Genomic DNA, 25300 nt, shown 5'->3' with positions numbered 1-25300 from the left:
TGACTAGATTTAGTCGTTTAACTTTGGAGATTGACATGATCGATAAAAAATTTAGGAAAAAATTGGCTTATGCCGGAGCACGTTGGAAAGCAAAATGCTTTTTTTTGTTACTGCCTTTATTTTATAGCGGCCTATGTTTTGCCGAAAAAGGTGATGACCTAGGTAAAATAGCAACTAAATTAACGGGATCATTTGAAGGCCTTTCTAAATTGATTACCGCCGGTGCTTATATGGCAGGAATTGGCTTTACCATGGCTTCGATGCTGAAATTTAAAGCCCATAAAGATAATCCAACCCAAATTCCGATTGGAACACCGATTGCTCTATTATTTATTGGCGCGGCATTAATTTTCTTACCCAATATCTTTGGTATTGCTGGAAATACTATTTTTGGTGATACATCCGGAGCGGGTGGAATTCATGGTGTAACCGGCTTAGGTACATAAATTGCTTTGAATCATTAAGTTTATTTTGTTTCAAGCGATATGGAATAAATAGTGGGGCTTATTAAATAAAACCCCACTATTTGTATGGTTTAAAGTTTAGGATGATTAAAATAACAAATACTGATTGTGTGTATTATAGAAAATAAGGAAACGTCTTATTTCATGAAAAACTTCCGAACTCCAGAATATGTCTTTGCACAATGTGCTAAAACAAGAACGTTGAGTCGCATTTTGTTCGAAAAAGTTTTTCTGTTGCAAAACAGTTTAGCAAGTTTGAATTTGTTTCAATTATTCTATGTTGAATTTTGTGTTAAAAAAGAAGGTTTATTTAGAAGTACTCGGCTTTTTTTGTTTAATAAAATAGCTAGAGTACAAAAAAAAATAATCACCTTTATAACCGTGTTTATTTGTTCAGTTTATACTGTAGCCAGTCAAGCGGAAGTCAAATCGCTTGGTCAGATGGCAGAGAACATTACTTATTCATTTTATGGGCTTTCTAAACTCATTACCGCCGGCGCTTATATGGCGGGAATGGGATTTGTGATGGCTTCGATGATGAAGTTTAAGGCACATAAAGATAATCCGACCCAAATTCCGATTGGAACCCCGATTGCTTTATTGTTTGTGGGTTCGGCATTGATTTTTCTACCGAATATTTTTTCGATTGCAGGCCAAACCATTTTTGGCGATACCAGTGGCGCAGCGGGCATTTATGGGACAACAGGATTAGACGTTAGAAATAAAATGTATCCGATTGACTTAAACGTAAATCCGGAAGGTTGGCCGCATTTTGTGCGACGCAAAATGGATCCAAAATTTTTATCTTTTCGCGAGAAAGTATTGCAGCGCGATCAATCTACCTGTCAATTTTGTGGGATGGCTCCGAAGAAAGGTTTAGAAATTATCAATCGTGATCAAAACTATTTGAATAATACGATAAACAATCTTGTGACCGCTTGTGAATTTTGTACACAGTGTTTCTTTCTTGAAGTCATTGGATCGGGCGGATATGGAGGCGGGACGCTGATTTATCTTCCCGAGTTAACACAAAATCAATTAAATGCTTTTTGCCATGTTTTGTTTAGTTCTATGGGCGAGAGTGAATATAAAGAAACGGCACAGGATGCCTATCGACATCTTCGTTTGCGTTGTCAAGTGATTGAAGATGAATGGGGTGAGGGTTTACAAAATCCAGCTGTTTTTGGTCAATCATTAGTTGAACTTATGGATAAATCTATTTTGCAGAAAAAGATGTTTTCTGCAGTACGATTGTTACCTTCCCGTGCCGCCTTTACTTATTATTCAGAGGTGCCAAGCGCCTAAGAGAAAGCAAACACTATGTCTAAAATATTATATTCATTTTTAGAGGGAGTTGATACTTTCTTAGCTTGGCTGAGTAGTTCGCTACAGCAAACAACCGAGTCTTATTGTGATCTTGAGACAGCGGACAGTCCAACGGTTTTGGTTGCGCATGATGGGTCATTGATTTCCCTCATTAAAATTTCAGGGGTGACCCAATTAATTGGGAATACCGAATTTGAGCGTTTACATGAGGGGCTGACTTTAAGTCTCCAAACTGCCCTGTCTCGTGCCGGGCATGCGGTGCAAGTATTATTTCACTACGATAAACAAGCGGTTTCTGATCTTATCCAAGATATGTTAGCGCCGGGACAGCAAACGAGTCGTCGTTTAAATTTAGAATTAGACGATTTATTTAAAGAACGAATCAATCACCTTGCTAAGCACTGTGCCGATGAAAGTGTTTATTTTGTTTTATGGACAAGACCGAGTAACTTGACCAGCGAGCAGTTTCAACGAGCAACTCGAGATAAACTGAAGTGGATCCGTGAGAAAAAAGTCCCGCCTTTTCGTTTAACACAGAATGTTATTGCCGCAATGGTTGAATTACGCGATACACACGATGCGTTTGTTCGTTCTGTGATGAATGATTTAGAAAGTCTCCAGATTGCGGCGGATTTACTTGAAGTGCACGATGCCGTACATGCCATTCGTTCGATTACCGATCCTACTTTTACAGATAAAGCTTGGCGTGCCGTTTTACCCGGCGATAAGATTCCTTTTAAAAGAATATACTCACAGCCACCATCATACCTTATCCGATATTTTATGGCCCTCGCTGGCGCGGCAAATTTTACCGCGTGATGCAGAAAATCTTGATTTGCGAACTGTACGTTTGGGTGATTTCATTTATGCGTGTGTGTTTATCGATTTACTTCCGAAAGAAGTGAAAGCGTTTAATAGCTTGCTCCAACGTACCCTTGCGGCACAGATTCCCTGGCGGATATCTTTTTTTATAGAAAGTGATGCCCTAAAAACAATTAAATTAAAATCGGTATTGGCGTCAATTCTTAGTTTTTCTTCAGCGCAAAATCGTTTGTTAAGTGACGCAAATAATTTATTAAATTATATTGCAATTAATACGGATGATGCCGTGGTCCGTTTACGCGTGGCAGCTTGTACTTGGGCACCAGAAGGACAGCGTGGTTTATTACGAACCCGTGCCGCGGAATTAGCGAAAGCGATTGAAGGATGGGGTTCTTGTGATGCGATCCGTTTGCGGGGTTAGCTTCAACTTTCTTAGGGGTTTCTGCGCAAAGTGTGGCAACACCCACGATTTTGCCTTTTTCCCAAGTCGTCTATATGTTACCGATTACACGTCCTGCTTCGCCTTGGAAAGGGGGCGCACAGTTATTTAGAACGCCCGATGGTAAGCCGTGGCCCTTTCAACCGGGATCCAGTCAACAAACTACCTGGATTGATTTGATCTATGCGCGACCCGGATCCGGTAAATCCGTGCTTTCCAATACCTTAAATTTAGCGTTATGTTTAGCGGGTGGTTTACAACGGTTGCCGCGGATTGCGATTATTGATATTGGTCCTTCAAGTAGCGGTTTAATTTCTTTACTTCGTGAAGCACTCTCTGTGGAGCAACGTCATCTTGTGGCGTATCACCGATTACGGATGACGGCTGATTACTCAATTAATCCTTTTGATACGCAGCTTGGTGCGCGTTATCCAACGCCGCAAGAGCGTAGTTTTTTAGTGAACTTTTTGACATTGCTGGCGACCCCTCTAGGGGCTAGTAAGCCCTACGATGGCATTCCAGATATGGTTGGGTTAGTCATTGACGAGTTATACAAAAGTTTATCGGATACTGAAAAACCTTATCCTTATACACCGGGTATTGAACGTCAGTTGGATGAAGCGCTCCAAGAAATTCACTTTACTTCAGATATGCATACCACGTGGTGGGAAGTGACGGATGCATTATTTGTAGCGGGCTTGACTCATCAAGCCACATTAGCACAACGCTATGCAATGCCTTTGTTAGCGGATACGGCATCTATTTGTCGAAATCCGATTATTGAAGATCTTTACGGTAAAATTACTGCACCCACTGGCGAAAGTTTAATTAATGCGTTTGCCCGAATGATTTCGAGTGCCATTCGCGAATATCCAATTTTATCCCGCGTGACGCGTTTTGATTTAGGTGATGCCCGGATTGTTGCTTTAGATTTAGATGAAGTCGCAAAAAGTGGTGGTGAAGCGGCGGATAGACAAACGGCAGCGATGTATATGTTGGCACGCTATGTGTTAGCGCGCCATTATTATTTAAGTGAAGAACATCTTTCCGATATGCCCAAGACTTATCATAACTATCATCGGCGGCGTATTGCTGAGTTAATGGAAGATCCAAAACGAATTATTTTTGATGAGTTTCATCGTACTGCTAAGGCACAATCGGTACGTGATCAAGTGATTGTTGATATGCGTGAAGGACGTAAATGGAACATCCAAATTGCTTTATTATCCCAGTCTGTGGACGACTTTGATCCGGTTATGGTTGAGTTTGCGACCTCTATTTACATTATGGATGCGGGTCCAGCGCAATCAATCGAAAAATCCGAATATTTGGACTTTCACCCACGGCTAAAATTGCCTTGCGGACTCGTGTTCATGGACCGCGTGAAAGTGGTGCGACGTTCCTAGCGCAGTTTGCAACCAAAGAAGGAATGAATACCCAATTATTAACCTTAACGCTAGGGCCCATCGAATTGTGGGCATTTAGTACCACCGTAGAAGACGCAAACTTGCGAAATCGTCTCTATCATCATTTGGGCCCAACTGAAGCACGTCGTGTTTTGGCACGGTTATTTCCCAATGGTTCAATTAAGAAACTCTTAGAAAAACGTTTAGCCAATCTCAAAGAAGAACAGGGTTTAATTACGGAAGATGCTCGACAAGGATTAGTTGAGCAAATTGCAGAAGAAATTCTAACTGCCTATACGAAAGATCCAAACTTTCAGTCTTTTGTTGTTTAGGAGAGCGTCTTTCTTTTCCAGAGAAGCGGTGTAGTGGGTGGGCGACACCGCAAACTTTATTATGATAATATAAATTATTATGATTCCACAATCTCGATGCGCAAGGCATGAATATCGGTTCCAATCGTTGTTCCCAGTGCTTTGTAAATGAGGCGATGGCATTCGACTAATGATTTATTTGCAAAGAGGGGCGAGGCGATCTGAATTTTAAAATGACCTGCACCTTCTTCAGCATGTCCACGGTGTTGCTCACCTTCGTCAATAATCTCTAAAGTAGTAGGAACCAAGGATTGTTCGAGTTTTGTACGGAGGAGGGCGGCTTTATTTTTGTAAGAATTGTTCATGTTTTTTGATCCGATTCAATATAACGACCGAGATAGATTGCTTGAATGATAATAAAGATAAATGTAATGCCAAGCAAACCAAAAAGCTTAAAGTTCACCCAAGTATTGGTGTTAAAAGAATAGGCAACCCATAAATTCAGTCCACCCATCAGTAGAAAAAAATAACCCAATTTCGATTCAAGGAAAACCAAATCGGGCATGGCAAAGTGATATTTGTTTCGAGTAAGCGCTGAATTAATGGTTTTTTACCAATGAATTGGCTAGCCAAAGCAGTTAACGCCAAGACCCAGTAGAAAACAGTGGGTTTCCACTTGATGAACAACTCATTATGAAACAGTAACGTACTCCCGCCTAATAAGAGGATGAGAATCAAACTGATAAGTTGTATACTAGAAAGTGTTCGATGTTTGAACCAATAGAGAATAACTTGACCTAAGTTAATCACAATCGCAGCGAGTGTTGCGAAGTAAATGCCCAAAAATTTATAAACGGCAAAAAAGACAACAATCGGTAAGAAGTCGAAAAGTAAACGCATTGTAATTCAATCGGTGGAGATACTCACTTTCACAGTATATAACACTATTCTTTAGTCTCCTAGTTGAGTAAACGAGTTTTTTGTGAGCCAAGTCTTTAAAATTCATCCACGTAATCCGCAACTCCATTTGCTCCGGCAGGTTGCACAGCAATTAATGAAAGGGGCCTTAGCGGTCTATCCAACCGATTCAGCGTATGCACTCGGCTGTCAATTGACAAATAAAGAGGGAATCCAGCGTTTACGCCAAATTCGACAATTAAACTCGAAACATCCTCTGACCGTGGTTTGCCGTGATATTGCCGAAGTTGCGCATTACGCACAATTGGATGATTCAACGTTTCGTTTGCTCAAAGCGTATACACCAGGACCTTATACTTTCTTATTACCTGCAACCAAACAAATTCCAAAATACTTGGCACAGATGAATCAAAAAAAAGTAATCGGTATTCGTATTCCCGATCATATTATTCTCCATGATTTACTTGAAATGTTAGAAGTACCGCTTGTTACGAGTACATTGATTTTGCCCGGAGCGGAGTTACCCTTGTTAGAACCCGAGGCAATACATGATATGCTAGGCCGTCGGGTAGATTTAATTATTGATGGTGGGTCAAGTGGTCTGGACTTAACGACCATTATTGACCTGGTCGAGGGTTACCCGAAGATTATTCGTGAAGGTAAAGGTGATATCACCCCGTTTAAGTAAAGGGGGGATGCGCTCATTAGTGAATATTATTGATAAAAACGAAGAGAGACTATGAAAGTTCGTACCCGATTTGCCCCGAGTCCCACGGGTTATCTTCATATTGGCGGAGTCCGAACTGCGCTTTATGCTTGGCTTTACGCTAAAAAACATCACGGTCAGTTTATCCTCCGGATTGAAGATACCGATACAGAACGTTCGACCCAACAGGCCACCCAAGTCATTTTGGATGGGTTGACATGGCTCGGTTTAACACCGGATGAGGGGCCTTATTTCCAGACACAGCGTTTATCACGTTATCAAGCGATTTTAGAACAATGGCTTACGGAAGGGAAAGCCTATCGGTGCGATTGCTCTAAAGAGCGACTATCTAATTTACGTGCCACACAACTGCAACAGCATCAAAAACCACGTTATGATGGTCATTGTCGTGATAAAACCAATCATCCACCGCTTGATCAGCCGTATGTGATTCGTTTTCGTAATCCGATGGATGGCGAAGTCGTGGTAGACGATCAGGTGCATGGCCGTGTTGTGTTTCAAAATGCCGAATTAGATGATTTAATTTTAGCGCGCAGCGATGGGATGCCGACGTATAATTTTAGTGTCGTGATTGATGATGTGGATATGCAAATTAGCCATGTCATTCGAGGGGATGATCATTTAAATAATACGCCACGGCAAATCAATTTGTTACAGGCTTTGGGCGCACCGATTCCACATTATGCCCATCTTCCGATGATATTGGGAGAAGACGGTAAAAAACTTTCTAAACGTCAAGGCGCCGCGAATATATTGGCGTACCGTGAAGCGGGTTATCTTCCACAAGCATTGTTGAATTATTTAGTTCGGCTCGGTTGGTCACACGGCGATCAAGAACTCTTTTCACTGCAAGAAATGATCGCACTGTTTGATTTAGACCATCTAAATAAAGCACCGGCGGCAATCAACCCTGAGAAATTAGATTGGTTAAATCAACATTATCTAAAGTCAATCGACCCACAACAATTGGTGCCGCTTTTAGCGGAAAAGCTGCTGGATCAGGGTATTGATATTGAAGCACCGCACTTGCCAGATTTAAAAGACATTATCCTTTTACAACGCGAACGCGTAAAAACAATTACCGAAATGGCGGAAAAAGTCGTTTTTTTATGAAAAACCTGAGCCGGTTCAAGGGTTGGATAAAGAAATCTTGACCTTACCGCTAACGAAGCTCAATACACAGTTTCTAGCCTTGGATCCTTGGAGTGAAGAAGGGATCCATGCCGCGCTAAAAGAGACTGCCCAACATTTTTCTCTAAAATTTGGTCAATTAGCACAGCCACTGCGTGCTATGACTATGGGGCCAGGGGTTGCTTTGCCGATTAATACGACCTTGTATCTTCTTGGTAAAAATCGAGTTATTGAACAGATCAATCAATTTCTTATACAGCAAGCTACTTGAGCAAAATAGAAAACGGTTCATGCTCTTGTGCTCAGGTCTTTTACTCGTTAAAATGGCCCCCATCTTTTTTGGGGCTATAGCTCAGCTGGGAGAGCGCTTGCATGGCATGCAAGAGGTCAGCGGTTCGATCCCGCTTAGCTCCACCAGTTAAATCAAACACTTATACCACTTTTACACAATTCCGAAAATTCCCTTGCGGGACTTTTGCGGGAGCTAGCGGCTGATTCACTCGTAGTAGAGTCAATCGCGTATAAGGTGTGGCTGCATAGCTAATATCTTCTGATAGACATTTTTATAGAGTCTTATGTAGATACGTTTCTACAGTCATCCCATCTGTTATTATGCGATCCAGTCAAAGGTGCTTGTAAGTCATTTCCTTAAATGAGTAATTTTTTAAAACGGGAACGATTAAGTAATGCAGCTTAATCTCTCAAAAAAATATCAGCTCAATTTTATATCAAATTTTTTTGCTAGCCAAACAGCTATTGAACGTTTGAAGTCGCAGTTATTTAAACATCGAAGTACGTGTAGAACTAACAATTTATTTTGAAATAATTATTGATATACCTTGATAGGAATCATTTTTCTAATTTGGTGCAATTTATCAAGATCAACTTCTGCATAGACAATACCAGAACCGGGTTCCTTATATTCTGCAAGAATAGACCCCCAGGGATCAACAATTAAGCTATGCCTATAAGTGTTACGCCCATTTGTATGGCTACCTTCCTGGCATGCATCAATTACTATTTACTGAGAGAAGGCCAGAAGTAATGAATAATTTTTTCAGTTATTTTATCCATTACTATTCAAGACCTTATAAAATGCTACTAAATAAATTATTGGTACTTTATCTACATTTTTATTGGCGATAAAAAAACATAAAATTTTATCTGCATACACTTTTATAAGATAAAATGAATAATTTTTTTAAATTCATATGATATTTTCTCCATTCTATAGGCAGCTCAACCTTCACTTTCAGTCACTGTAATATGTATACCTGTCATCGGATATTGAGAATTAGCATTTGTAAATTGAAACTTAATTTATGAAGAAAACGTTATTTGATATTAAGTGTTAACTTAATAGATATTTTTTCGGCTTGTTGCCTGACGCTTGAGGGGGTACCATAAAGTACTTTATTGTCAGTCAATGCTTGATTGCTTTGCTAAACGTGATAGGTCCTCTTATTGGAAGAAAAGTACCACTCAATGCGTTATTAGCCTAAGCTTAGGCATGGTGATTATCATTGGATAAGGTTTTTTGTTATGTCTACATTTAATTGGATCGACTATACCTTCATTGCAATTATTGCGCTTTCGGTACTGATTAGTGTAATGCGTGGTTTTGTACGAGAAGTGATTTCCTTGGTCGTTTGGGCGGCAGCTATCTTAGTCAGTTTCATTTTTTACCGCTATTTAGCTAGCTTGCTCGTCAATGTAATCCACTCGGATACGATTCGTGTCGTAGTCAGTTTTGTGGGTTTATTTTTGGCAACTCTAATTCTGGGTATGCTGATTAATTATCTAATTGGCCAGTTGGTATCCAATACAGGATTAAGTGGTACGGATCGAATTTTAGGTATTGTTTTTGGTTTGGCGCGCGGTGTCTTAGTGGTTGTATTACTGATGATGTTAGTGTCCTTGACACCTTTTTCCAAAGAAACGACCTGGAAAGAATCTATATTAGTACCGCATTTTCAACCTCTTGAGCAGTGGCTACGTTCTTTTCTACCTGAATCAGTTCATGATCATTTGACGTTGGAAGACAACCCTTTAGGGAAAATAGATTAACTTTGATTCTTTTGGTGTAACCACTAAAACATTCCCCTGATCGGCCCGCCAATCACTTAAGACAAAACGTTTTTTAAAAGAGTGATTGGCTGGAGAAAGCGATTCATTAGAATCCGTAGAGGGTGCTTGACTTGGCTTTGTAGCGGATCTGCGTAAGAGTTGGATGGCTGGTTGATGGGTATGACCATGGATTAAGACTTGTGCTTTATTTTGTTCTAAAGACGTCAATACCTCAGTGAGAACTACATCAAATTTATCCTGTTTAACCGATGGTGTATGTTGGTCAGTGAAGTCGTGTTCTAAAGCGCTGGACGTTGAGCTGTCGCGTAAATAGGTTGCAATTCGGCGGCGAGTTGACAGTGGTAGTGCTAAAAATAAACGTTGTGTGAGTGGAGAGCGGACCATAGAGCGAAAACGTTGGTAAAGCTTATCTTGGGTACAGAGTTGATCACCATGGGTTAATAATGTGGGTACACCATAGAGGTCAATTTGGTTCGGATCGGCTAAATATTGACAACCTGCTTCGTTAAGAAACGTTTTTCCGACTAGAAAATCTCGATTACCTGGCATGAAATAAATTTTGAGACCCTGCTGTGTTAATTGATGAAGACTTTGTTGTACTTGTTTAGAAAGCGGTGTTTTCTCCTCATCACCAATCCATATCTCAAATAGATCACCAAGAATATATAGGGCTTCCGCTTGGGGCGCCCAGTGTTGTAAAAAATAGAAGAAAAGACGAGTCAGTGTAGGTTGATTGGAGCTTAAATGTAAGTCTGAAATAAAGAATGTCGTTGGCATGGAAATAACTTGAGCTGGGACAAAATGAATCAAAGTATTTAACCGACTTTTGGAGCAAAATAAAAGCACCTTCCTTATAAAGAAGGATAGGGGATCTTTTTGAGCGCGTAAACCCATAACATTAAAAACACAGTTTATCTCTGTAGAGCGTTATTTTGATCCTCTTGTTGTAAAATGTACCCTCAATACTTTATTTTTAGACAAAGAGACGGATATCAGTCCACATGGGATTGCGTTTATTCTTATGCAGCCTTTAAGTAGGCTATTTTTGTATTACTTTCTCTTTGCAAGCCGCGGTTGTTCTGCATTTTTTATAAAAAGGCTTTAAAAGATGAACGCCTGCTTGCATAATGGCAGTCGTTTACTGACTTTGACTCCTAAAATTTTTGAAAAATTATGAAAACTCGTTTTGCCCCTAGCCCGACTGGCTATATTCACTTAGGAAATGTGCGCACCGCGCTCTTTAATTATTTACTCGCACAATCTGTTGATCAGGGCCATTTTTTACTTAGGATTGAAGATACTGATGCAACACGTTCGAGCGAAGCGTTGTCCAAGCAACTGCAGGAAGATCTATTATGGCTCGGTTTAGCCTGGGATGAAGGGCCTGGCCATGAAGGGGGTCGAGGGCCTTATCAGCAGTCTCAACGATCGGCTATTTACGCAAAATACTATCAGCAACTCCTCGATAGTGGGCAAGCTTATCGCTGTTTCTGTAGCGACCAAACTTTGGTTTTAATGCGTAAACGTCAATTATCTCAAGGTAAGCCCCCGCGTTATACGGGTGTTTGCCGTCATTTAAGTGCTGAGCAGATCGCTGAAAAGGACAAACAGGGGCAAGCCTCTACGCTGCGTTTTCGGGTTCCAAGTCACCAAACTATTTGTTTTACGGATCTGGTGAAAGGTGAGCAAAGTTTTTTAAGTAATGAAATTGGTGATTTTATTCTCCAAAGGAGTGATGGAACGGCGGCTTTTTTCTTTTGTAATGCGATTGATGATGCTTTGATGGGGGTTAGCCATGTGTTACGAGGGGAAGACCATCTTACTAATACACCACGACAAATTATGATTCTCAATGCACTCGGGTTGGCTGTTCCGACCTATGGGCATATGTCTTTAATTGTGGGCGAAGCCAACGGAGTGCCTTTATCTAAACGAGAAGGTAGTTTTAGTGTCAAAGCCCTGCGTGAACAAGGTTATTTACCGGGCGCCTTACAAAATTATTTAGCGCGGTTAGGGCATACCTATGAAGATCCTCACTATATGGATTTACAGGCACTTAGCCGACAATTTTCTACAAAGCGATTTGGGCAATCTGCCGCCCGTTATGATGAAGCACAGTTACTTTATTGGCAAAAACAAGCTTTAGCGACCTTAAGTGAGGTACAATTTGCGCAATGGTTAGGGGAAGCACAAATAGAAACGGTTCCTTCCACAAAGCGGGCTGCGTGGATACAGTTACTCCGTTCTAATGTGGCTTTTCCGAGTGAAGCTGGGGTGTGGGCGAATATTTTGCTTACGTCGTCTTTAAGTTTAAATTTAGACACACAAACGACCTTAAAAAAGGTGATTCCTGCTTATTGGGAAACCGTTTTAGCGGAGTTGGAAAAAGGTTCAGACTTTAAAACGATGACTCAAACACTACAAAATAGCTTAAATTTAAAAGGTAAGGCGCTTTTTGCACCATTACGTCTTGCGCTCACTGGGCGTTTAGATGGTCCTGAGTTAGCTAAAATTTATCAATTACTGGATCCGGAAACACTTCGCACGAGAATTTTGCATGCTAAAAATTTATAATACCTTAACCCAGCAAAAAGAAACCTTTAAACCATTGATTGCAGGTCAAGTGAGCCTCTATGTGTGTGGGATGACGGTGTATGATTTATGTCACATAGGGCATGCGAGGGTGCTCGTTGCCTTTGATGTGATTGTGCGTTATCTCAAAAACAGGGGATTGAGTGTTAAATATATCCGAAATATTACCGATATTGACGATAAAATTATTCAACGCGCCCAAGAGAATCATGAATCGATCACCGAATTAACCACGCGGATGATAGAAGCGATGCATGAAGATTTTGCGCAATTAAACTTAATGCCCCCGACTCAAGAGCCTAAAGCAACGGAGTCTATCGCTGAGATTATTCAATTGATCCAGATTTTATTAGATAAAGGGGTGGCTTATCAGGCTGAAAACCGTGATATTTTTTATGCGATCGATACGTTTAAAACCTACGGTGCGCTCGCACATCAAGACTTGGAAAAATTACGCCATGGTTCACGCGTGGCGGTTGAGCTCAACAAACAGGATCCATTGGATTTTGTGCTTTGGAAAGCGGCAAAACCGAATGAACCGAGTTGGGAATCTCCCTGGGGGCCCGGCCGACCTGGATGGCATATTGAATGTTCTGCAATGTCGATGGCGGCATTAGGCGAACAATTTGATATACACGGAGGGGGATTGGATCTGGTTTTTCCCCACCATCAAAATGAAATTGCTCAATCGGAAGCGGCAACCGATAAAAAGTTTGTACAAACTTGGATTCATGTTGGCTTTGTACAAGTTAATCGTCAAAAAATGTCGAAATCATTAGGTAATTTTTTTACTTTACGTGACATGTTAGCGGAATATCCCGCTGAAGTCGTTCGTTATTTTTTAATGGCAAGCCATTATCGAAGCCCGATTCATTATTCACAAGAAAATTTGCAGTTGGCTCAGGCGGCACTCCAGCGCTTATATACTACGTTATTTGAAGTGGATAATTTAGGTGCGTCTGGGCACCCTGAAATAAACCAGGATTCATTAACAACATTACTCTCTTCTTATGAGGAATCATTTCAGGCTGCTATGGACGATGATTTTAACACTCCTGAAGCGTTAGCGGTTTTATTTGTCATGACGCATGAAATTCATCGTATTAAAGCGACTGATCCGAACAAAGCAATCTTAATCGCACAAGTTTTAAAAAAACAAGCAACTGTGTTAGGAATATTGCAGCAAAATCCGAAAGATTTTTTAAAATCCGGTGTGCAGCAAATAGACTCAGCGAAAATTGAATCACTGATTCAAGCCAGAGAAAAAGCACGCGCGGGTAAAGATTGGAAAACCGCAGATGCGATTCGTCAAGAGTTAGAGCAAATGGGTATTGCTTTAAAAGATACGCCTCAAGGATCAGACTGGTATCGTCTCTAATTCATGCAAAATCAAGCACTTGTTGAAATGAAGTGCTTGATTTTTATTTGATAAGTCATAGCAATTCCGACTAAAAAATTTTTCTCGTTTTTATATCTCTTTATCACGATTTTTCTTAGTTATATAGTTATCCTTTATTTTTTAGGAGTTCGGATCCCGGTAGCTTATTACTGACACCATCGAAGAAACAAAAGATTTATGAAGAAGAAATAATAAATAGATCTGTTAAGCCACATGCTTTTTTTAGTAAGAATAACCCATTAAAAAGATTACAGGATGAAAGTCATATTAATCTCTCTCCTCGATCATTATAACCGCTTAATAAAAAAAGCAACATGAAGGAGCCTCTATTTAAGAGGCTCTTTTTTTAGTGATATTAATAATTAAGTAAATAAAATAATAAAAATTATTTTAAATTATTTTGATTGGTGATAAAACGATAACATGATTTTTCTTATAGATAATAATTTGAGACTTTTAATTTTCTTTGATAGCTATCATGTGTTCAGAAAATGACATGATAATTGATCAAAATAGATTTGATTAATTATTATTAACTAATAATATTCTCAATGATTTAACAAAGATTTATAATGCTCATAAAAGACATTTTACTAGTCCATATCAATTATGTCATAAGTTACATCGATGAGTATTTTTACTATAAACTATAGTCTCTCTAGCAGAAAAAAAATTATGTGTAGTGTACTCATTTGTTTGGAAGTCTAGGTGGGGTTGTATTTCATCCTGAGTTACCATCACGACATTCTTCGGTTTATTGTTTTGCTCAAGCGTATTATCGTAATAAACTGGCTTGATATCGTTAGGTAAAGGCAATGCATATTGTTCTCTTTCTTAGTTTAAAGTATAAATTATTAAGATTTAATACTTAATTAATATTTTATATTTAAAAATACATTAATACATTAAGTTTACAATAATAAGGTAATTTTATATGGGTAATAAAGAAAATAATAAGTTTAAGAAGTTTGTTAAAAAATTAATAAGATTTTCAGTCGTATCGGATCCGATTTATGCAGAGATAGATTTTTAGCGCTTTAAAAAAGTAACCTCAGAAATTAATATTGTCCCCCATAGTGAAAAAAAACTCGGCACAGAGAATCTGCCCATTTATGCAAATATTAATCCTTCTCACTCATTATTATGGATGCCATCGGAAAATTGAACTGACTTTTTCAAATTAAACTTAATATCAACCAATCCTTCTTTTTTAAAATATTCTAATAAAGGAAATACTTTTTCATCTTTCAGGCCATAATTACAATAGAAAAAGATCGAGAGAGCCCCTATTTAAGAGACTCTTTTTTCATAGAGATTGGCTTATTTTTCAGAAGGGCTTGCTATTAACATGTATAATAAATATTAAGGTGAAGATTTTCTCGGTAATTTTAAAATAAGCAGAAAACAGACAATGACAAACAAGGAAGCGATCAACATCGTTGAACTAAATGCTTGTTTATAAGCATCAAGCGCGGCTGTTTTTACCAGAGCGGCTGAGTCAGCGGGGAGATGTGCTATCACTTGTAACGCTGCAGGTGATTTTGCTAATAAACCATCAATTTGGTTTTCTTGTATATTGGCAATCGGCTGAGGAGCTTGCGCTAAAAAAGCATTGAGATGCCATTTATTGAGGCTACTGAGTAGCCCCGAGAATATCGCTAAACCAATAGAATTACCTAACTGTCTAGCACAATTAAGGATAGCGCTGGCAATCGCGCGTTGTTGATCACTGACTGTGCTCATTAAAGTGGCCATCGAGCCAGAAAGCATCAAGGGTATACCAATACCATAGAGTAATAATCCTGGGAATAGCCAAACATAACTACTTGTACGACTGGCAAAACCGATCCAAAGAAAACTAAATAATACTAACGTACAGCCACTTAACATTGGCCAGGTGGGCCCATAACGATCACGTAAATGACCACCAATCGGTGACATAAAAATGACAGGAATCATGGTGGGTAATAAGAGTAATCCCGCTTTTAATGATGAATATTGCAATACATTTTGTAAGAAAATAGACCAAAATATAAAAGAAATACCCACCGCTTGAATAATTAACATGATCGCTGTAATCAGCGAAAAGGTTGGATTTTTAAATAATGTCATTTCGACCAATGGGGCGGGTGTTTGTTTTTCCCAATAAACAAAAAAAGCCAACATCAACACACTAAAAACGAATAAACTCAGTGTGGGAGTAGATAACCATCCCCAATGTGAACCTTGCATAAAACATAAGACAAACCCGCTAATGAAAGCGATTGATAGAATTAAGCCAAGATAATCCATCTTAAAGGGTTCTGTACGCTCCCAATTAGGAATACTCATTTTGGTCAAAAAGAGACTGACTAAAGCAATCGGCAGATTGATCCAAAACACCGCACGCCAACTGATCCACTGAGTCAATGCGCCCCCTAATAAAGGTCCTACTGCTAAAAAGATAGCGGCAAACCCGACATAGATTCCCATTGCCTTACCTCGTTCCTGTTCGGGAAAGGCATTTACAACGAGGGCATTCGTCGAAGGCATCATTAGCGCTCCTCCAATCCCTTGGATGGCACGAGCGATCAGTAGCCAAATTCCGGAAGTGGCTAAAGCGCAGGATAGGGAGGCTACGACGAAGATAAGAAGTCCCCATAGGAAGATTTTTTTTATGGCCAAAGCTATCTCCAAGCTTACCCCCAAAGAGGACAAGGGTACTTAAGGATAATAAATACCCGTTAACAATCCATGAAAGGAGGTTATTGCTTAGATTTAAGTCTCTTTGCATGGCTGGGAGCGCCACAGCGAGGGCCGTTTGATCAATAAAGACCAAGGCGAGGGCGCTTGACATGGCGAACAAGGCCCACCACTTGGCATTTTTCTTGAACAAATTGAGCATTTTCTTACTTTAGTTGATCTAAAAATAGACTATATTTTAAAGGAGAGTAACGCCTTACTTCAATAAAAAACGCCCCTCTAGACAGGTGGAAGGAGCAGATTATGCGTGTACTCAAGCGTTTTACCGTACTTTTTGTGATAGTAATCATTTCTTTAGCCATCTATGGTGATAGCTTTGCGGCACGGGGCTGGTTATTACAAAGTCTCTGTAACGACCCCCGGCTTTATTGTATCGTCATACGTCGTGGGGAAAGTTGGGAAAATTTATTTCCCAATTCGGCACGACGTGACCTAATCATGCGAATTAACCGCATGAATACACCACTTTGGCCAGGCATACGGATTGCTGTACCTAAAGCGTACACCACAAACACGATGGAGTATACACCATTTCCTACCTATCGAGCGGTATCTGGTAAAAAAACAATCGTTTTTTCACCTACTTTGAATGCATGGGCGGCTTACAGTGCATCTGGACAAATATTACGTTGGGGCCCTGGCTCCGGTGGACAAAATTGGTGTCCAGATTTAGGACGACCTTGTCACACCCCCAGTGGTCAATTTAAAATCTATGAGAAACGTGGTTCCGGATGTTTTTCAACTAAATTTCCTAAACCGCATGGCGGCGCACCGATGCCTTACTGTATGTTCTTCAAAGGTGGATTTGCCATGCATGGATCGTTTCGTGGTGTCCCAGGGTTTAATGCCAGTCACGGTTGTTTACGTCTTTTCACTAACGACGCACAGTGGTTAAATCAAAATTTTGCGGACATTGGTACCCAAGTGATTGTTTTACCTTATACGGCGAGTACTCGCCGTATACAAGCGATGATGCCGCAAGAAGTGATCCATTACGCTTATGGAGAAGAAGAGGAGGGGTATGATTTGGATGATATCGATGAGGTAGATGAAATGGATGACTAACCGGATTGTTAAGATGCGTTGTAGATAGCCTCTCAAGTATAAAGGGGCTATCTTTTATTTGCGCCGTGCTTTATAGCGTAATCGGTTGTTTTGCCAAGTTGCAATGCGCTTGGTTTTAGTTACAATTTTTTTCTTTTATACCCTGTTATTTTTTATTTAATATGAATTCGATTGCAACCCATTTTCATCAACTATTACCCTGGATTAATCAATACGGTAGTATCGTCATTTTTGTATTGTTGGCATTAGGAATTATTGCGCTCCCGATACCTGAAAGGAGAAACTACCTATCGTTTCAAGTGTTTTGATGGCTTATGCAGGAACATGCTTTGGGATTACAGGAAGTTATGGTTTGGGACGATTAACCGGACACTATTTACATAAAGGTTGGGGACGCTACATTGGTTTAACCGAAAAGCGTTATCAAGCTGCGCATCAGTGGTTTGAAAAAATGGGAAAGTTTTCTCTATCGATTGGTTATTTTTATTCCAGGGGTGCGTCATTTAACTGGGTATGTAGCGGGTGCTTTAAAATTAGAATATCGATTATTTGCACTCTATGCCTATTCAGGTGGAATTGTTTGGGCAAGTGTTTTTATGACTTTAGGATATTTTTTTTCAAGTCATTGGAATATGGCGCTACAAAAAGTAACGCATTATCTTTCCTTTTGACAGAAAGATTCTCAGGTCGCTTGCTTGATGTCACGATAAGCTTAGAAACAAGGTTTTCCAATCCATTATTTTCAAGTAAAGCCTTTTTATTAAACTGCATTTTTTGTGCAATGCGGCGTTTTCTTGGTGCGGTATGGCCAAGCATGCCACAAAGATTGATAGGGGAAATAAAGGCCTAGATAGATTTTAGCTTGTTTCGGGAAATTAGGATCGAGAGTAAGCGCGTTAGCATACGTTTCCAGTTGTTGTCGATGTTGCTTCATCGCCTCCTTAAGAAAGCATTCAGGTTCTGTGATGAGTTGTGTCGTGATTTTATAATCAATGATCCAATGTGTGCCGTTCTGATCAATCAAATAGCGGTCAATAATCCACTGTTTAAGTCGTCCAAATTCGGATACGGTCACACTAAATTCTGCTCGAGCGAAGCGATGAGTGGGATCAAATAACCAACGCCCACGCGGATCATCTAATACGTTTGCAATCGTTTTGCTTAAGAAAGTAATTATTTTATCTAGTTTTTCATCAGGAATATTCAGCTGTTTTAGCCACCAGTGGAGTTTAGTGATGGTGTATGTGTCTTGTTTCCAGTGAGAGAAATCTTCTTGACTGAGATGATAGAGAAATCGATGCGCCAGGGTTCCTAATAAAGCAGATTCTGAATCTTCATCCGCTTGACTTGAGGACAGTAGAGAATGTTCAGATAAATTATTGCCCCATACCGGGTAAGGATTGATCCAGAAACTAGGACATCGTTTTAAGCTCCGGACCGAAGCATCCATAGCGGGTGGTTCCTCATCATTATTTTCTGTGATAATCGATAGCTGAGTAGGAGGCTTTGTCGTGTTAAGTATAGGAAGTAACTGGGCAAATAAACTTTGCTTGGCCGCTGTGGTTTTAGTGATATCTCGATAGGTGAGTAAGGTGAAACTTTTTCGCGCACGTGTACTGGCAACATATAATAGACGGGTCAGTTCATATTCCGCTTTTTGTTTATCTTCATATAATAGATAATTATAAATTGGGTCGGCTTTTTGATCGCTCGCTTTAATGGGGGCAATAATTAAGTGGGGGTGGGTCGTCGTTAAACGTTCTTCATAACGCCAAATTTTTTCTCGGTCTTGTATGCCTGAACGGTGTAAGCTGGGTAGAAAAACATGATCGTATTCTAATCCTTTCGCTTTATGAATCGTCATCACATCAATACAGCCTGGTTGGGGAGGGAGGCTGGGTAAGTTTAATTGAGCGAGTTCGGTTTCTAATTCTGAAAAATCACTGGCATCACGATGATTCCCACCTCTATTTTCTAAATGCTGAAAATAAGTTTGTACGGCAATCAACCCCTCTTTTGTATCTAATGTGAGGGGACCTCCCAGTGCTAACCAAGTTTGTTTGACCCACATGGCCAGCGACAAGGCGTGTTTTTTTTGTATAAAAGCGTGTTTTAATAAAGGAATAATTCGCTGGAGGCGTTGTTTAGTGGCTTGTCGAAGCGGGATAGTTTCAAAAGCCAGCAATTGCTCCCACAAGATAGCCGGTGAGCGTACGGTTTGACAGTGAGTAATCGTATATAAATCGTGTAAATCCAGTCCACAAAAAGGAGCGCGCAATAAAGCGAGCCAACTGATCCGATCGCCCAGATGAAATAGCGCACGAGTTAGACAAATTAAGTCCTGAATAACTGCTTTGTCAGTAAGACTTTCAATTTCTATCGCTTGATAGGCAATACCTGCTTTTTTAAAAGTCGGTAATAAAGTAAGAAGATGCGTTCGGGCACGTACTAAAATAGCGATAGAATCGTTGGGTGCTTGCATCCGAATGTTCTGAATCAACGTAACCATCTTATCCGCTTCTATTTGCGACAGCCGGTTGTGTCGATGGTGCAGTGTGAAACGCTTCAGAAGGTGAAAAAGCAATAGCGCCGTGATGAGGATTTTCTTTCTTAGGTAATAACTGTGCGAAACAATAGTTAATCCACGCCACTAAATTTGCATTGGCTCGAAAATTGACGGATAAACGTAATGTTTCACACGGTAGGGTTCCAATCCCTGTTTTTTGTACTTGTAAAAACAAACCGACTTCTGCTTTGCGAAAACGATAAATAGATTGCATTGGATCACCGACTAGAAAAAAGGTTTTTCCTTCTTCGGGTTGCCAAGCAGCCATTAATTGTTTGATTAACGCAAATTGCGTAATCGAAGTATCTTGAAATTCATCGATTAAAATATGTTGAATTTGATAATCAAGATGCAGGGCTAAATCCGTTGGATGTTCTTCTTCACCCAATGCTTTTAAAGCCCCTAGTAAAATTTCGGTATAGTCAACTTTACGATACGTTTGAAAGACGACCTTTAAATGTGCAACCAGTGCCGGCAATAATTCACATAATGCCTCTAAAATAACCCATTGCTTTTCAGTATAAGAAGAAGGAGGGGCATTTTTTAAGCGTATCAAGTCAACCAGTAATTCATGTTGCGGTTGTAAAGCGGCTAATAAATCTATCGCACGTCGTTTCATTTCACCATAATACGCTTTTTGAATAGGATCTTTTTCTGCAGAAGGTGGCGGAAAACCATCCCTTAAAGAAACTTGTTGTCGCCATTGATTGGTTTCTTTGAGTAATAGATGGCTAGCCGCTTGCCAGAAAATAAAATCAGGATGTTGAGTATTCAGTTCAGTCGACTCTATGGAGAAAGAGGATTTTGATTGTGGGCGGTGGTTGAGTGAGAAAATTAAGAGTGTCACCAATTCAGAAAAATAGGCTTTAGGAAAGTGATTGTTCAAATTATTAACTTGTTCATCGCGCACAGTTTGTAAACTGGATTCGAGTTGGGTTCTTAATATCGTAGGATTCGTCGTTAAATACGGCAGCCACTGTTCACGAGTAGCTAACACTTCGGTGAGTAAGTCTTCTAAATAATCAAGACGGTTATCAAGATGCCCCAAAAGGTGAGCCAGTGATTTTTGCCAAGGTGCCGAAGATTCTAGAGTAGTCAATAATTCTTGCGCGGCGCGGCGGTATAAAAAAGTAGGTTGATCGGTAGGCGATAACGTATCCGTTAAGGTCGAAAGTAAAGGCATTTGACGGATTAAACTTTGACAAAAACTATCGAGTGTTTGAATACGAAATCGATTGAGATTGGTCAGTAACTGCCAGTTTTTTTTCTGATTCTGCTCGAGGACGGTTTTAGCGAGTTGATAGCGGGCTATTTCTTGGGGGGAAGCCTCGTTAGGCAGTGGATATTGTGCTTTTTCTAGTGCAACAATAATTCTAGTACGCATTTCCAGCGCCGCTTTTCGAGTAAAAGTTAAGGCAAGTACCGCTTCAGGTACGTCAACCTGTTGCAGCAAAGTGAGATAACGTTGAATTAACAGCTCGGTTTTTCCAGATCCAGCCGGAGCTTGAACAATAAAAGAAGCGTTTGGGTTAAGTGCTCGTTTTCGTGCTACGGCGTCAGCTAATTCAGTCATGATGTTCCAGGGATTCTTCAAGGTGATGAATACGACATAATCGGTGCAAATCACAATGTCGGCAAGTGGTTGATCCGTGTTTAGGTTGCACAGCGGCCCAACCCATTTGATATTCTTGCGCGAGTTTTTCTAAAGTAGCGCGCCACTCTATACACAGTTGTGTCCAATTTTCCGGAGTATGATATTTTTTACTTTCAGACAGCGCGGAAGAGACTCCATTTTCTTTTTCACTTAATCCTTTGATATTCAGCCCTTGGCTGGTTAACTGAATCACCGCAAAGCCTCGAGCTTTAGGTTGAGATAAACAGTACAGAGGCATTTGTGGTTCATCGAGACGTGTTTCAAGCCAGGTACGGGTTGAAGGCAACGTTCCCGTTTTATAATCAATAATCAGTAAACTACCATCCGCTAACTGATCGATACGATCCATTCGTAAATCAAGAATCAATTGACCGATTGAAAAAGTTTGTTTTTGTTCATGACGTACCGCATAAAATACGGGGCGTTTTTTTTCCCACTCAATTAATGTGTCAAGGCGTTGTCGTAAACGTATTTTTTCTAATTGGCTAAAATGTGCTTTCCACGTAAAAGGTTTTTTAATACGCCAACGTTTGATAACGGTTTCTAAAGCAAATTGTAGTGATTCTTCGAGTGAAACGGCATTCATTTGTTGTAAATTTGTTTGGTTTTGTAAGCGATTCCAAAATATTTCTAATGCTTCGTGTAAAAGTTGGCCGCGTTCGATAGGATTAAGTCCCGCTTGCGGGATAGGATAAAATTTTGCATTTAAGCGAAAGTAGGCAAATGCTTGGAAAGGACAGGCCGCCTGTTTTTTGAGTAACGAAGCACCGCCACGATGTGGTTCTGATTCACTCAGTGGTGGTGCATATTCATGGATATAGGTTTCTAGAACCCGTTGTTGCCAAATTTTTTCACTTAAACTTTGGTAAGGAAGCAGTTGTAAGAAGGACGCTTGTACTTCTGGAAGATGGGTGATTAACCGACTCGGTCGTAAAGATTGTTGATTAACTTGGGTGGCATAACTAACCCAAATTTGAGAAGCGCTCTGCAGTAACCGTTGGGTGAGTTGGGAAGCAAAATAAAGTTCACGTTCATTTGAAGCATGGGGTAATTGTCGTGTGCGTTGTAAAATGAGTGGGATAAAAGGATTAGGTCGCGCAGGCGCAGGCCAGGTTTGTTCGTCAAAGCGCATTAACCAAAGATTTTTAACACAAAGTCCGGCCGTATCAAGTAAACCTAAAACATGGATGGGCGTATCTGGATGAGTTTTCTCTTGAAAGAGATGCGCAGAATTCGATTGATATAAATAATTAAAGGCCGCTTCTCTGGAAATTTTACCCAGTATCTGATCTAAACGCTGCAATACTTGTAATTGTTCTGACCAACGCGTAACTAATGGTAATAAATTTGGTTCGGTATCGATGAATGTAGACATGCCAATACATTGAAGTTTATTTATAAAATAATCACACCAAGCACTGGGTAAGCGTTTTTGTAACGATGTATTATTTTCAATAAAGGTCTGTAATTGAGTAAATTGTTTGGCTAAATGAGGACAGCCTTGTTGTTCACAGAGTGAAATCAATTGTGTGAGAGAAATCGTTTCTTCTAAGTAACGCCGACAATAGAGATCAAGTTGGGTACGCGCAAAGCATTCTTCTTCTGAATAGGGTAAATAAGGCGATCGGATTAAACTACTTATTTTTTTTAGGGAATTTATTTTTTTAAGTTGCAGTAGATTGAAAAACGTTTGGATAAGCGGATAATCGATTAAACTTTTTCCGGCAGCAATATTAAAAGGCCAAGGATCAAGCACTCTTCCTTCTAGACTCATAAATACATCGTAAAAATGATCCACGACTAACGTTCTGTTTTCAAGTAATTGTGGTACCACACAAAAAATCGATTGTTCACCTTTTTTCCATTGTTGATGCGTCCAACGTGCCATCGTTTGCAATTCAGTTTCTTTATCTAAAAAAGGAATACGATAAGCCTCGGGTTTTTCTTCATTACAAAAATTACAAATCTCAATCACACTGCCTTTTTCGCGTAAAGTATGAAATAATTTTTGTATAAGTGGATTGAGATCATCAAAACCAATAATAAAAATCCGTTGTGGAACACTGAATTGATTTTTGGAAAGCCGTTGAATCACTGAATGAATCGCCGTAGCATAATCCGTGACGTTATATTGTCGACAATAAGACGTGAACTGTTCCGCCCATTTTTTCCAAGTTTGGGTTTCTTCACTGTATTCAAAATCAACAGAACGATAATCAATTTGCCAAAATTGAGTCAATTGCCAGGCTTGTTTTGCTGTGTGTGCAACAGAATCTGTTCTTAATAGAAAATGTTCGGAGTTGTCAATGATTCTTTGCCAAAGAACTTGTTCTTCATAAGGTGTTAATAAGAGAGGCGGTAAAATATTCCTTACCAGAAGTTGTTTTTCCCATAATGCATGAATCCAATCGACTAAAGTAAATAAGCGAGGTGTTGACCAAATTTTCCTTTTTAACTGTTGTTGATGCGCATTGTATTGCTGCAATAAAAAAACGAGTAAACGTTTATTGGGCGTTAAGATTAAATCTTCACTACGCAGTATTTTCCAAAGCGCATTATAGTTTTGCATGAGTCTGCTACAAGTGACTTTTGCACAAGTCTACCTAAATTCTTCTATTTTGGTTTAATGTCTTAAAGATTTAAATAATTTTTCCATTGACTTAATGTAACTATATGAAAATATAGAAATTTTTAATTTTGATTAAATTTTGCACAAACTGTTATCGCGGCCGATAAATAGGGCTTTTTAAGCCTTTACTCAAATACTGTCCACAGAGTTATTCACAGAATCTGTGAGTAATCTTATTTGCGGTGAAAAAGAATTCGTTTTGTGAGCCTAAAAAACGTAGAGGCAATATTGATTATTTTTACGGGTGGACTATACTGTCGCCTGTGGTGCAAAGTAGTGTAAGTGGATCAAAAACAGTGCAAGTTCTTTATTGACGGCAATGCCTTCTTGTCGTATAAAGTGACATAAGATTTGCCATATAGAGGCCTTATATTTTTTATTAAATTTTGTATAGCGCTGGCTGTGAATTAATTGAGCTGTTGGTGGAGATGTTGTTTGGTAATGTTGAAAGAGGTTGCCTTATTATTTGCTGTTTTGTTTATTGTTGTGGGTATAATCACTTTTATACCTCTTTTAACGCCGAATCAGTTATTATTTAACCTCTTTGAGGTGAGTGCAAACCATAGTTTATTTTATATCATAACGGGTTTAATTGCTTTGTCTGCCAGTACTTCACCCCTTTATACTAAATGGTTCTTTCGGATTTGCGGATTACTCTATGGCTTACTTGCCTTGTTCGGTTTAGCCTTAGACGGCCATTTTGCTTTTTTGCATTTTAATGTTGCCGATAATTTGTTTCATTTTGTTATTGCCATGATTGCACTCTACTTAGGTTTTACGTTGCGTATTACAAAGTATGCGTAGTGAGTCGCCAAGATAAGGGGGGCGACTGATACCTTACCCTGTGTTAAATAAGCTTATTACCTTTATTCAACCATTAAAATAGGGTTACTTTTTACATTAATTAAGCCTATTCTGATGGATTGCTGAGCACTGTGTATCGGTATTACACAACACAGAAGTGGTTTCAATGCCTTCGACTTGTAAAACATGTGAATGAGCCACTAACTTCACTGAATCG

Annotated in this window: 17 protein-coding genes, 1 tRNA gene and 5 pseudogenes; 14 read left to right on the top strand and 9 right to left on the bottom strand. The window is 39.6% G+C overall.

The window, feature by feature from the left end; translation table 11 throughout:
- Positions 1-35: 35 nt before the first annotated feature.
- From S3O_RS10380 to S3O_RS13040, 4 genes and pseudogenes are all read left to right on the top strand, one after another.
- Complete coding sequence (locus S3O_RS10380) at positions 36-446, top strand: hypothetical protein (protein ID WP_010597186.1); 411 nt, start codon at positions 36-38, stop codon at positions 444-446.
- A gap of 162 nt (positions 447-608) precedes the next feature.
- A pseudogene (locus tag S3O_RS19980) lies at positions 609-1166 on the top strand (DUF6750 family protein); the annotation flags it as partial.
- Positions 1167-1190: 24 nt separating this feature from the next.
- Positions 1191-1769 carry a type IVB secretion system protein IcmJDotN gene (gene icmJ, locus S3O_RS0101025; protein WP_029463674.1) on the top strand — a complete coding sequence of 193 codons (579 nt, stop codon included), beginning with the start codon at positions 1191-1193 and terminating at the stop codon, positions 1767-1769.
- Positions 1770-1784: 15 nt separating this feature from the next.
- Positions 1785-4789: pseudogene (locus S3O_RS13040) on the top strand (type IV secretion protein IcmB).
- 77 nt (positions 4790-4866) lie between these two features.
- On the opposite strand, the gene S3O_RS0101015 reads toward S3O_RS13040, so the two are convergent.
- Positions 4867-5133, bottom strand: coding sequence for a BolA family protein (locus tag S3O_RS0101015; RefSeq protein WP_010597184.1), 267 nt, complete (start codon positions 5131-5133; stop codon positions 4867-4869).
- A pseudogene (locus S3O_RS13035) lies at positions 5130-5668 on the bottom strand (septation protein A). The gene S3O_RS0101015 and the pseudogene S3O_RS13035 overlap by 4 nt, the downstream one beginning before the upstream one ends.
- A gap of 82 nt (positions 5669-5750) precedes the next feature.
- On the opposite strand from S3O_RS13035, the gene S3O_RS0101005 reads away from it, so the two are divergent.
- The 3 genes and pseudogenes from S3O_RS0101005 to S3O_RS0100995 all read left to right on the top strand — a co-directional run bounded on the left by S3O_RS0101005 (position 5751) and on the right by S3O_RS0100995 (position 7961).
- The gene (locus S3O_RS0101005; RefSeq protein WP_010597181.1) at positions 5751-6374 is read left to right on the top strand and encodes an L-threonylcarbamoyladenylate synthase; all 624 of its coding nucleotides are present in this window, start codon (positions 5751-5753) and stop codon (positions 6372-6374) included.
- A 51-nt stretch (positions 6375-6425) separates the two neighbouring features.
- A pseudogene (gene gltX / locus S3O_RS13030) lies at positions 6426-7815 on the top strand (glutamate--tRNA ligase).
- A 70-nt stretch (positions 7816-7885) separates the two neighbouring features.
- Positions 7886-7961: transfer RNA gene (locus S3O_RS0100995), tRNA-Ala, on the top strand.
- Positions 7962-8370: 409 nt separating this feature from the next.
- Here S3O_RS0100995 and S3O_RS20230 read toward each other — a convergent pair.
- Positions 8371-8559, bottom strand: a complete 189-nt coding sequence (locus S3O_RS20230; protein WP_408005649.1) for a nitrilase-related carbon-nitrogen hydrolase — start codon at positions 8557-8559, stop codon at positions 8371-8373.
- A gap of 527 nt (positions 8560-9086) precedes the next feature.
- On the opposite strand from S3O_RS20230, the gene S3O_RS0100990 reads away from it, so the two are divergent.
- Complete coding sequence (locus S3O_RS0100990; protein ID WP_010597178.1) at positions 9087-9611, top strand: CvpA family protein; 525 nt, start codon at positions 9087-9089, stop codon at positions 9609-9611.
- On the opposite strand, the gene S3O_RS0100985 is transcribed toward S3O_RS0100990, so the two are convergent.
- Entirely contained in the window at positions 9594-10409 is an 816-nt protein-coding gene (locus S3O_RS0100985) for a UDP-2,3-diacylglucosamine diphosphatase (protein WP_029463574.1), read from the bottom strand. The genes S3O_RS0100990 and S3O_RS0100985 overlap by 18 nt on opposite strands.
- A gap of 396 nt (positions 10410-10805) precedes the next feature.
- Here S3O_RS0100985 and gltX (S3O_RS0100980) point away from each other — a divergent pair, with 396 nt between their 5' ends.
- A complete protein-coding gene (gene gltX, locus S3O_RS0100980; protein WP_010597176.1) occupies positions 10806-12206 on the top strand; it encodes a glutamate--tRNA ligase in 1401 nt (466 codons plus the stop codon).
- A complete protein-coding gene (gene cysS / locus S3O_RS0100975) occupies positions 12190-13602 on the top strand; it encodes a cysteine--tRNA ligase (protein WP_010597175.1) in 1413 nt (470 codons plus the stop codon). The genes gltX (S3O_RS0100980) and cysS overlap by 17 nt, the downstream gene beginning before the upstream one ends.
- Before the next feature lie 1383 nt (positions 13603-14985).
- Here cysS and S3O_RS10355 read toward each other — a convergent pair.
- Positions 14986-16287, bottom strand: coding sequence for an MFS transporter (locus S3O_RS10355; RefSeq protein WP_268869396.1), 1302 nt, complete (start codon positions 16285-16287; stop codon positions 14986-14988).
- A 52-nt stretch (positions 16288-16339) separates the two neighbouring features.
- A pseudogene (locus S3O_RS19325) lies at positions 16340-16396 on the bottom strand (hypothetical protein); the annotation flags it as partial.
- Positions 16397-16608: 212 nt separating this feature from the next.
- Here S3O_RS19325 and S3O_RS0100960 point away from each other — a divergent pair.
- From S3O_RS0100960 to S3O_RS17855, 3 genes are all read left to right on the top strand, one after another.
- Positions 16609-17430: a L,D-transpeptidase gene (locus S3O_RS0100960; RefSeq protein WP_010597173.1), complete on the top strand. Its 822-nt coding sequence runs from the start codon at positions 16609-16611 to the stop codon at positions 17428-17430.
- Between the two features lie 161 nt (positions 17431-17591).
- On the top strand, positions 17592-17738 hold the full coding sequence (locus S3O_RS17660) for a hypothetical protein (RefSeq protein WP_192805842.1): 147 nt from the start codon (positions 17592-17594) through the stop codon (positions 17736-17738).
- A 135-nt stretch (positions 17739-17873) separates the two neighbouring features.
- Positions 17874-18101, top strand: a complete 228-nt coding sequence (locus S3O_RS17855; protein ID WP_010597172.1) for a DedA family protein — start codon at positions 17874-17876, stop codon at positions 18099-18101.
- Positions 18102-18190: 89 nt separating this feature from the next.
- Here S3O_RS17855 and S3O_RS0100950 read toward each other — a convergent pair whose 3' ends face one another.
- The 3 genes from S3O_RS0100950 to S3O_RS0100940 are packed head-to-tail and all read right to left on the bottom strand — an operon-like array spanning position 18191 to position 24219.
- On the bottom strand, positions 18191-19939 hold the full coding sequence (locus S3O_RS0100950; protein ID WP_010597171.1) for a 3'-5' exonuclease: 1749 nt from the start codon (positions 19937-19939) through the stop codon (positions 18191-18193).
- A 1-nt stretch (position 19940) separates the two neighbouring features.
- Complete coding sequence (locus S3O_RS0100945) at positions 19941-21569, bottom strand: UvrD-helicase domain-containing protein (protein ID WP_010597170.1); 1629 nt, start codon at positions 21567-21569, stop codon at positions 19941-19943.
- Positions 21562-24219: a PD-(D/E)XK nuclease family protein gene (locus S3O_RS0100940; RefSeq protein ID WP_010597169.1), complete on the bottom strand. Its 2658-nt coding sequence runs from the start codon at positions 24217-24219 to the stop codon at positions 21562-21564. Before S3O_RS0100940 ends, S3O_RS0100945 begins: the two co-directional genes overlap by 8 nt.
- Before the next feature lie 501 nt (positions 24220-24720).
- Between S3O_RS0100940 and S3O_RS0100935 the strand changes: the two genes are divergently transcribed.
- A complete protein-coding gene (locus S3O_RS0100935; protein WP_010597168.1) occupies positions 24721-25083 on the top strand; it encodes a DUF4383 domain-containing protein in 363 nt (120 codons plus the stop codon).
- The last annotated feature ends 217 nt before the right edge of the window (positions 25084-25300 follow it).

Source organism: Rickettsiella massiliensis 20B (assembly GCF_000257395.1).
GTDB classification, from domain to species: domain Bacteria; phylum Pseudomonadota; class Gammaproteobacteria; order Diplorickettsiales; family Diplorickettsiaceae; genus Diplorickettsia; species Diplorickettsia massiliensis.
The sequence above is the reverse complement of the archived record's forward strand: the minus strand, read 5'-3'. Positions and strand labels throughout refer to the sequence as shown.

Bases quoted from the DNA above. Each gene is read 5' to 3' on its own strand.
- S3O_RS0100935 (WP_010597168.1), top strand. From the start codon at position 24,721: ATGTTGAAAGAGGTTGCCTTATTATTTGCTGTTTTGTTTATTGTTGTG.
- S3O_RS0100940 (WP_010597169.1), bottom strand. From the start codon at position 24,219: ATGCAAAACTATAATGCGCTTTGGAAAATACTGCGTAGTGAAGATTTA.
- S3O_RS0100945 (WP_010597170.1), bottom strand. From the start codon at position 21,569: ATGACTGAATTAGCTGACGCCGTAGCACGAAAACGAGCACTTAACCCA.
- gltX (WP_010597176.1), top strand. From the start codon at position 10,806: ATGAAAACTCGTTTTGCCCCTAGCCCGACTGGCTATATTCACTTAGGA.
- S3O_RS0100985 (WP_029463574.1), bottom strand. From the start codon at position 10,409: ATGCCAACGACATTCTTTATTTCAGACTTACATTTAAGCTCCAATCAA.
- S3O_RS0100990 (WP_010597178.1), top strand. From the start codon at position 9,087: ATGTCTACATTTAATTGGATCGACTATACCTTCATTGCAATTATTGCG.
- S3O_RS0101015 (WP_010597184.1), bottom strand. From the start codon at position 5,133: ATGAACAATTCTTACAAAAATAAAGCCGCCCTCCTCCGTACAAAACTC.
- S3O_RS0100960 (WP_010597173.1), top strand. From the start codon at position 16,609: ATGCGTGTACTCAAGCGTTTTACCGTACTTTTTGTGATAGTAATCATT.
- icmJ (WP_029463674.1), top strand. From the start codon at position 1,191: ATGTATCCGATTGACTTAAACGTAAATCCGGAAGGTTGGCCGCATTTT.
- S3O_RS17660 (WP_192805842.1), top strand. From the start codon at position 17,592: ATGAATTCGATTGCAACCCATTTTCATCAACTATTACCCTGGATTAAT.
- cysS (WP_010597175.1), top strand. From the start codon at position 12,190: ATGCTAAAAATTTATAATACCTTAACCCAGCAAAAAGAAACCTTTAAA.
- S3O_RS0100950 (WP_010597171.1), bottom strand. From the start codon at position 19,939: ATGGTTACGTTGATTCAGAACATTCGGATGCAAGCACCCAACGATTCT.
- S3O_RS10380 (WP_010597186.1), top strand. From the start codon at position 36: ATGATCGATAAAAAATTTAGGAAAAAATTGGCTTATGCCGGAGCACGT.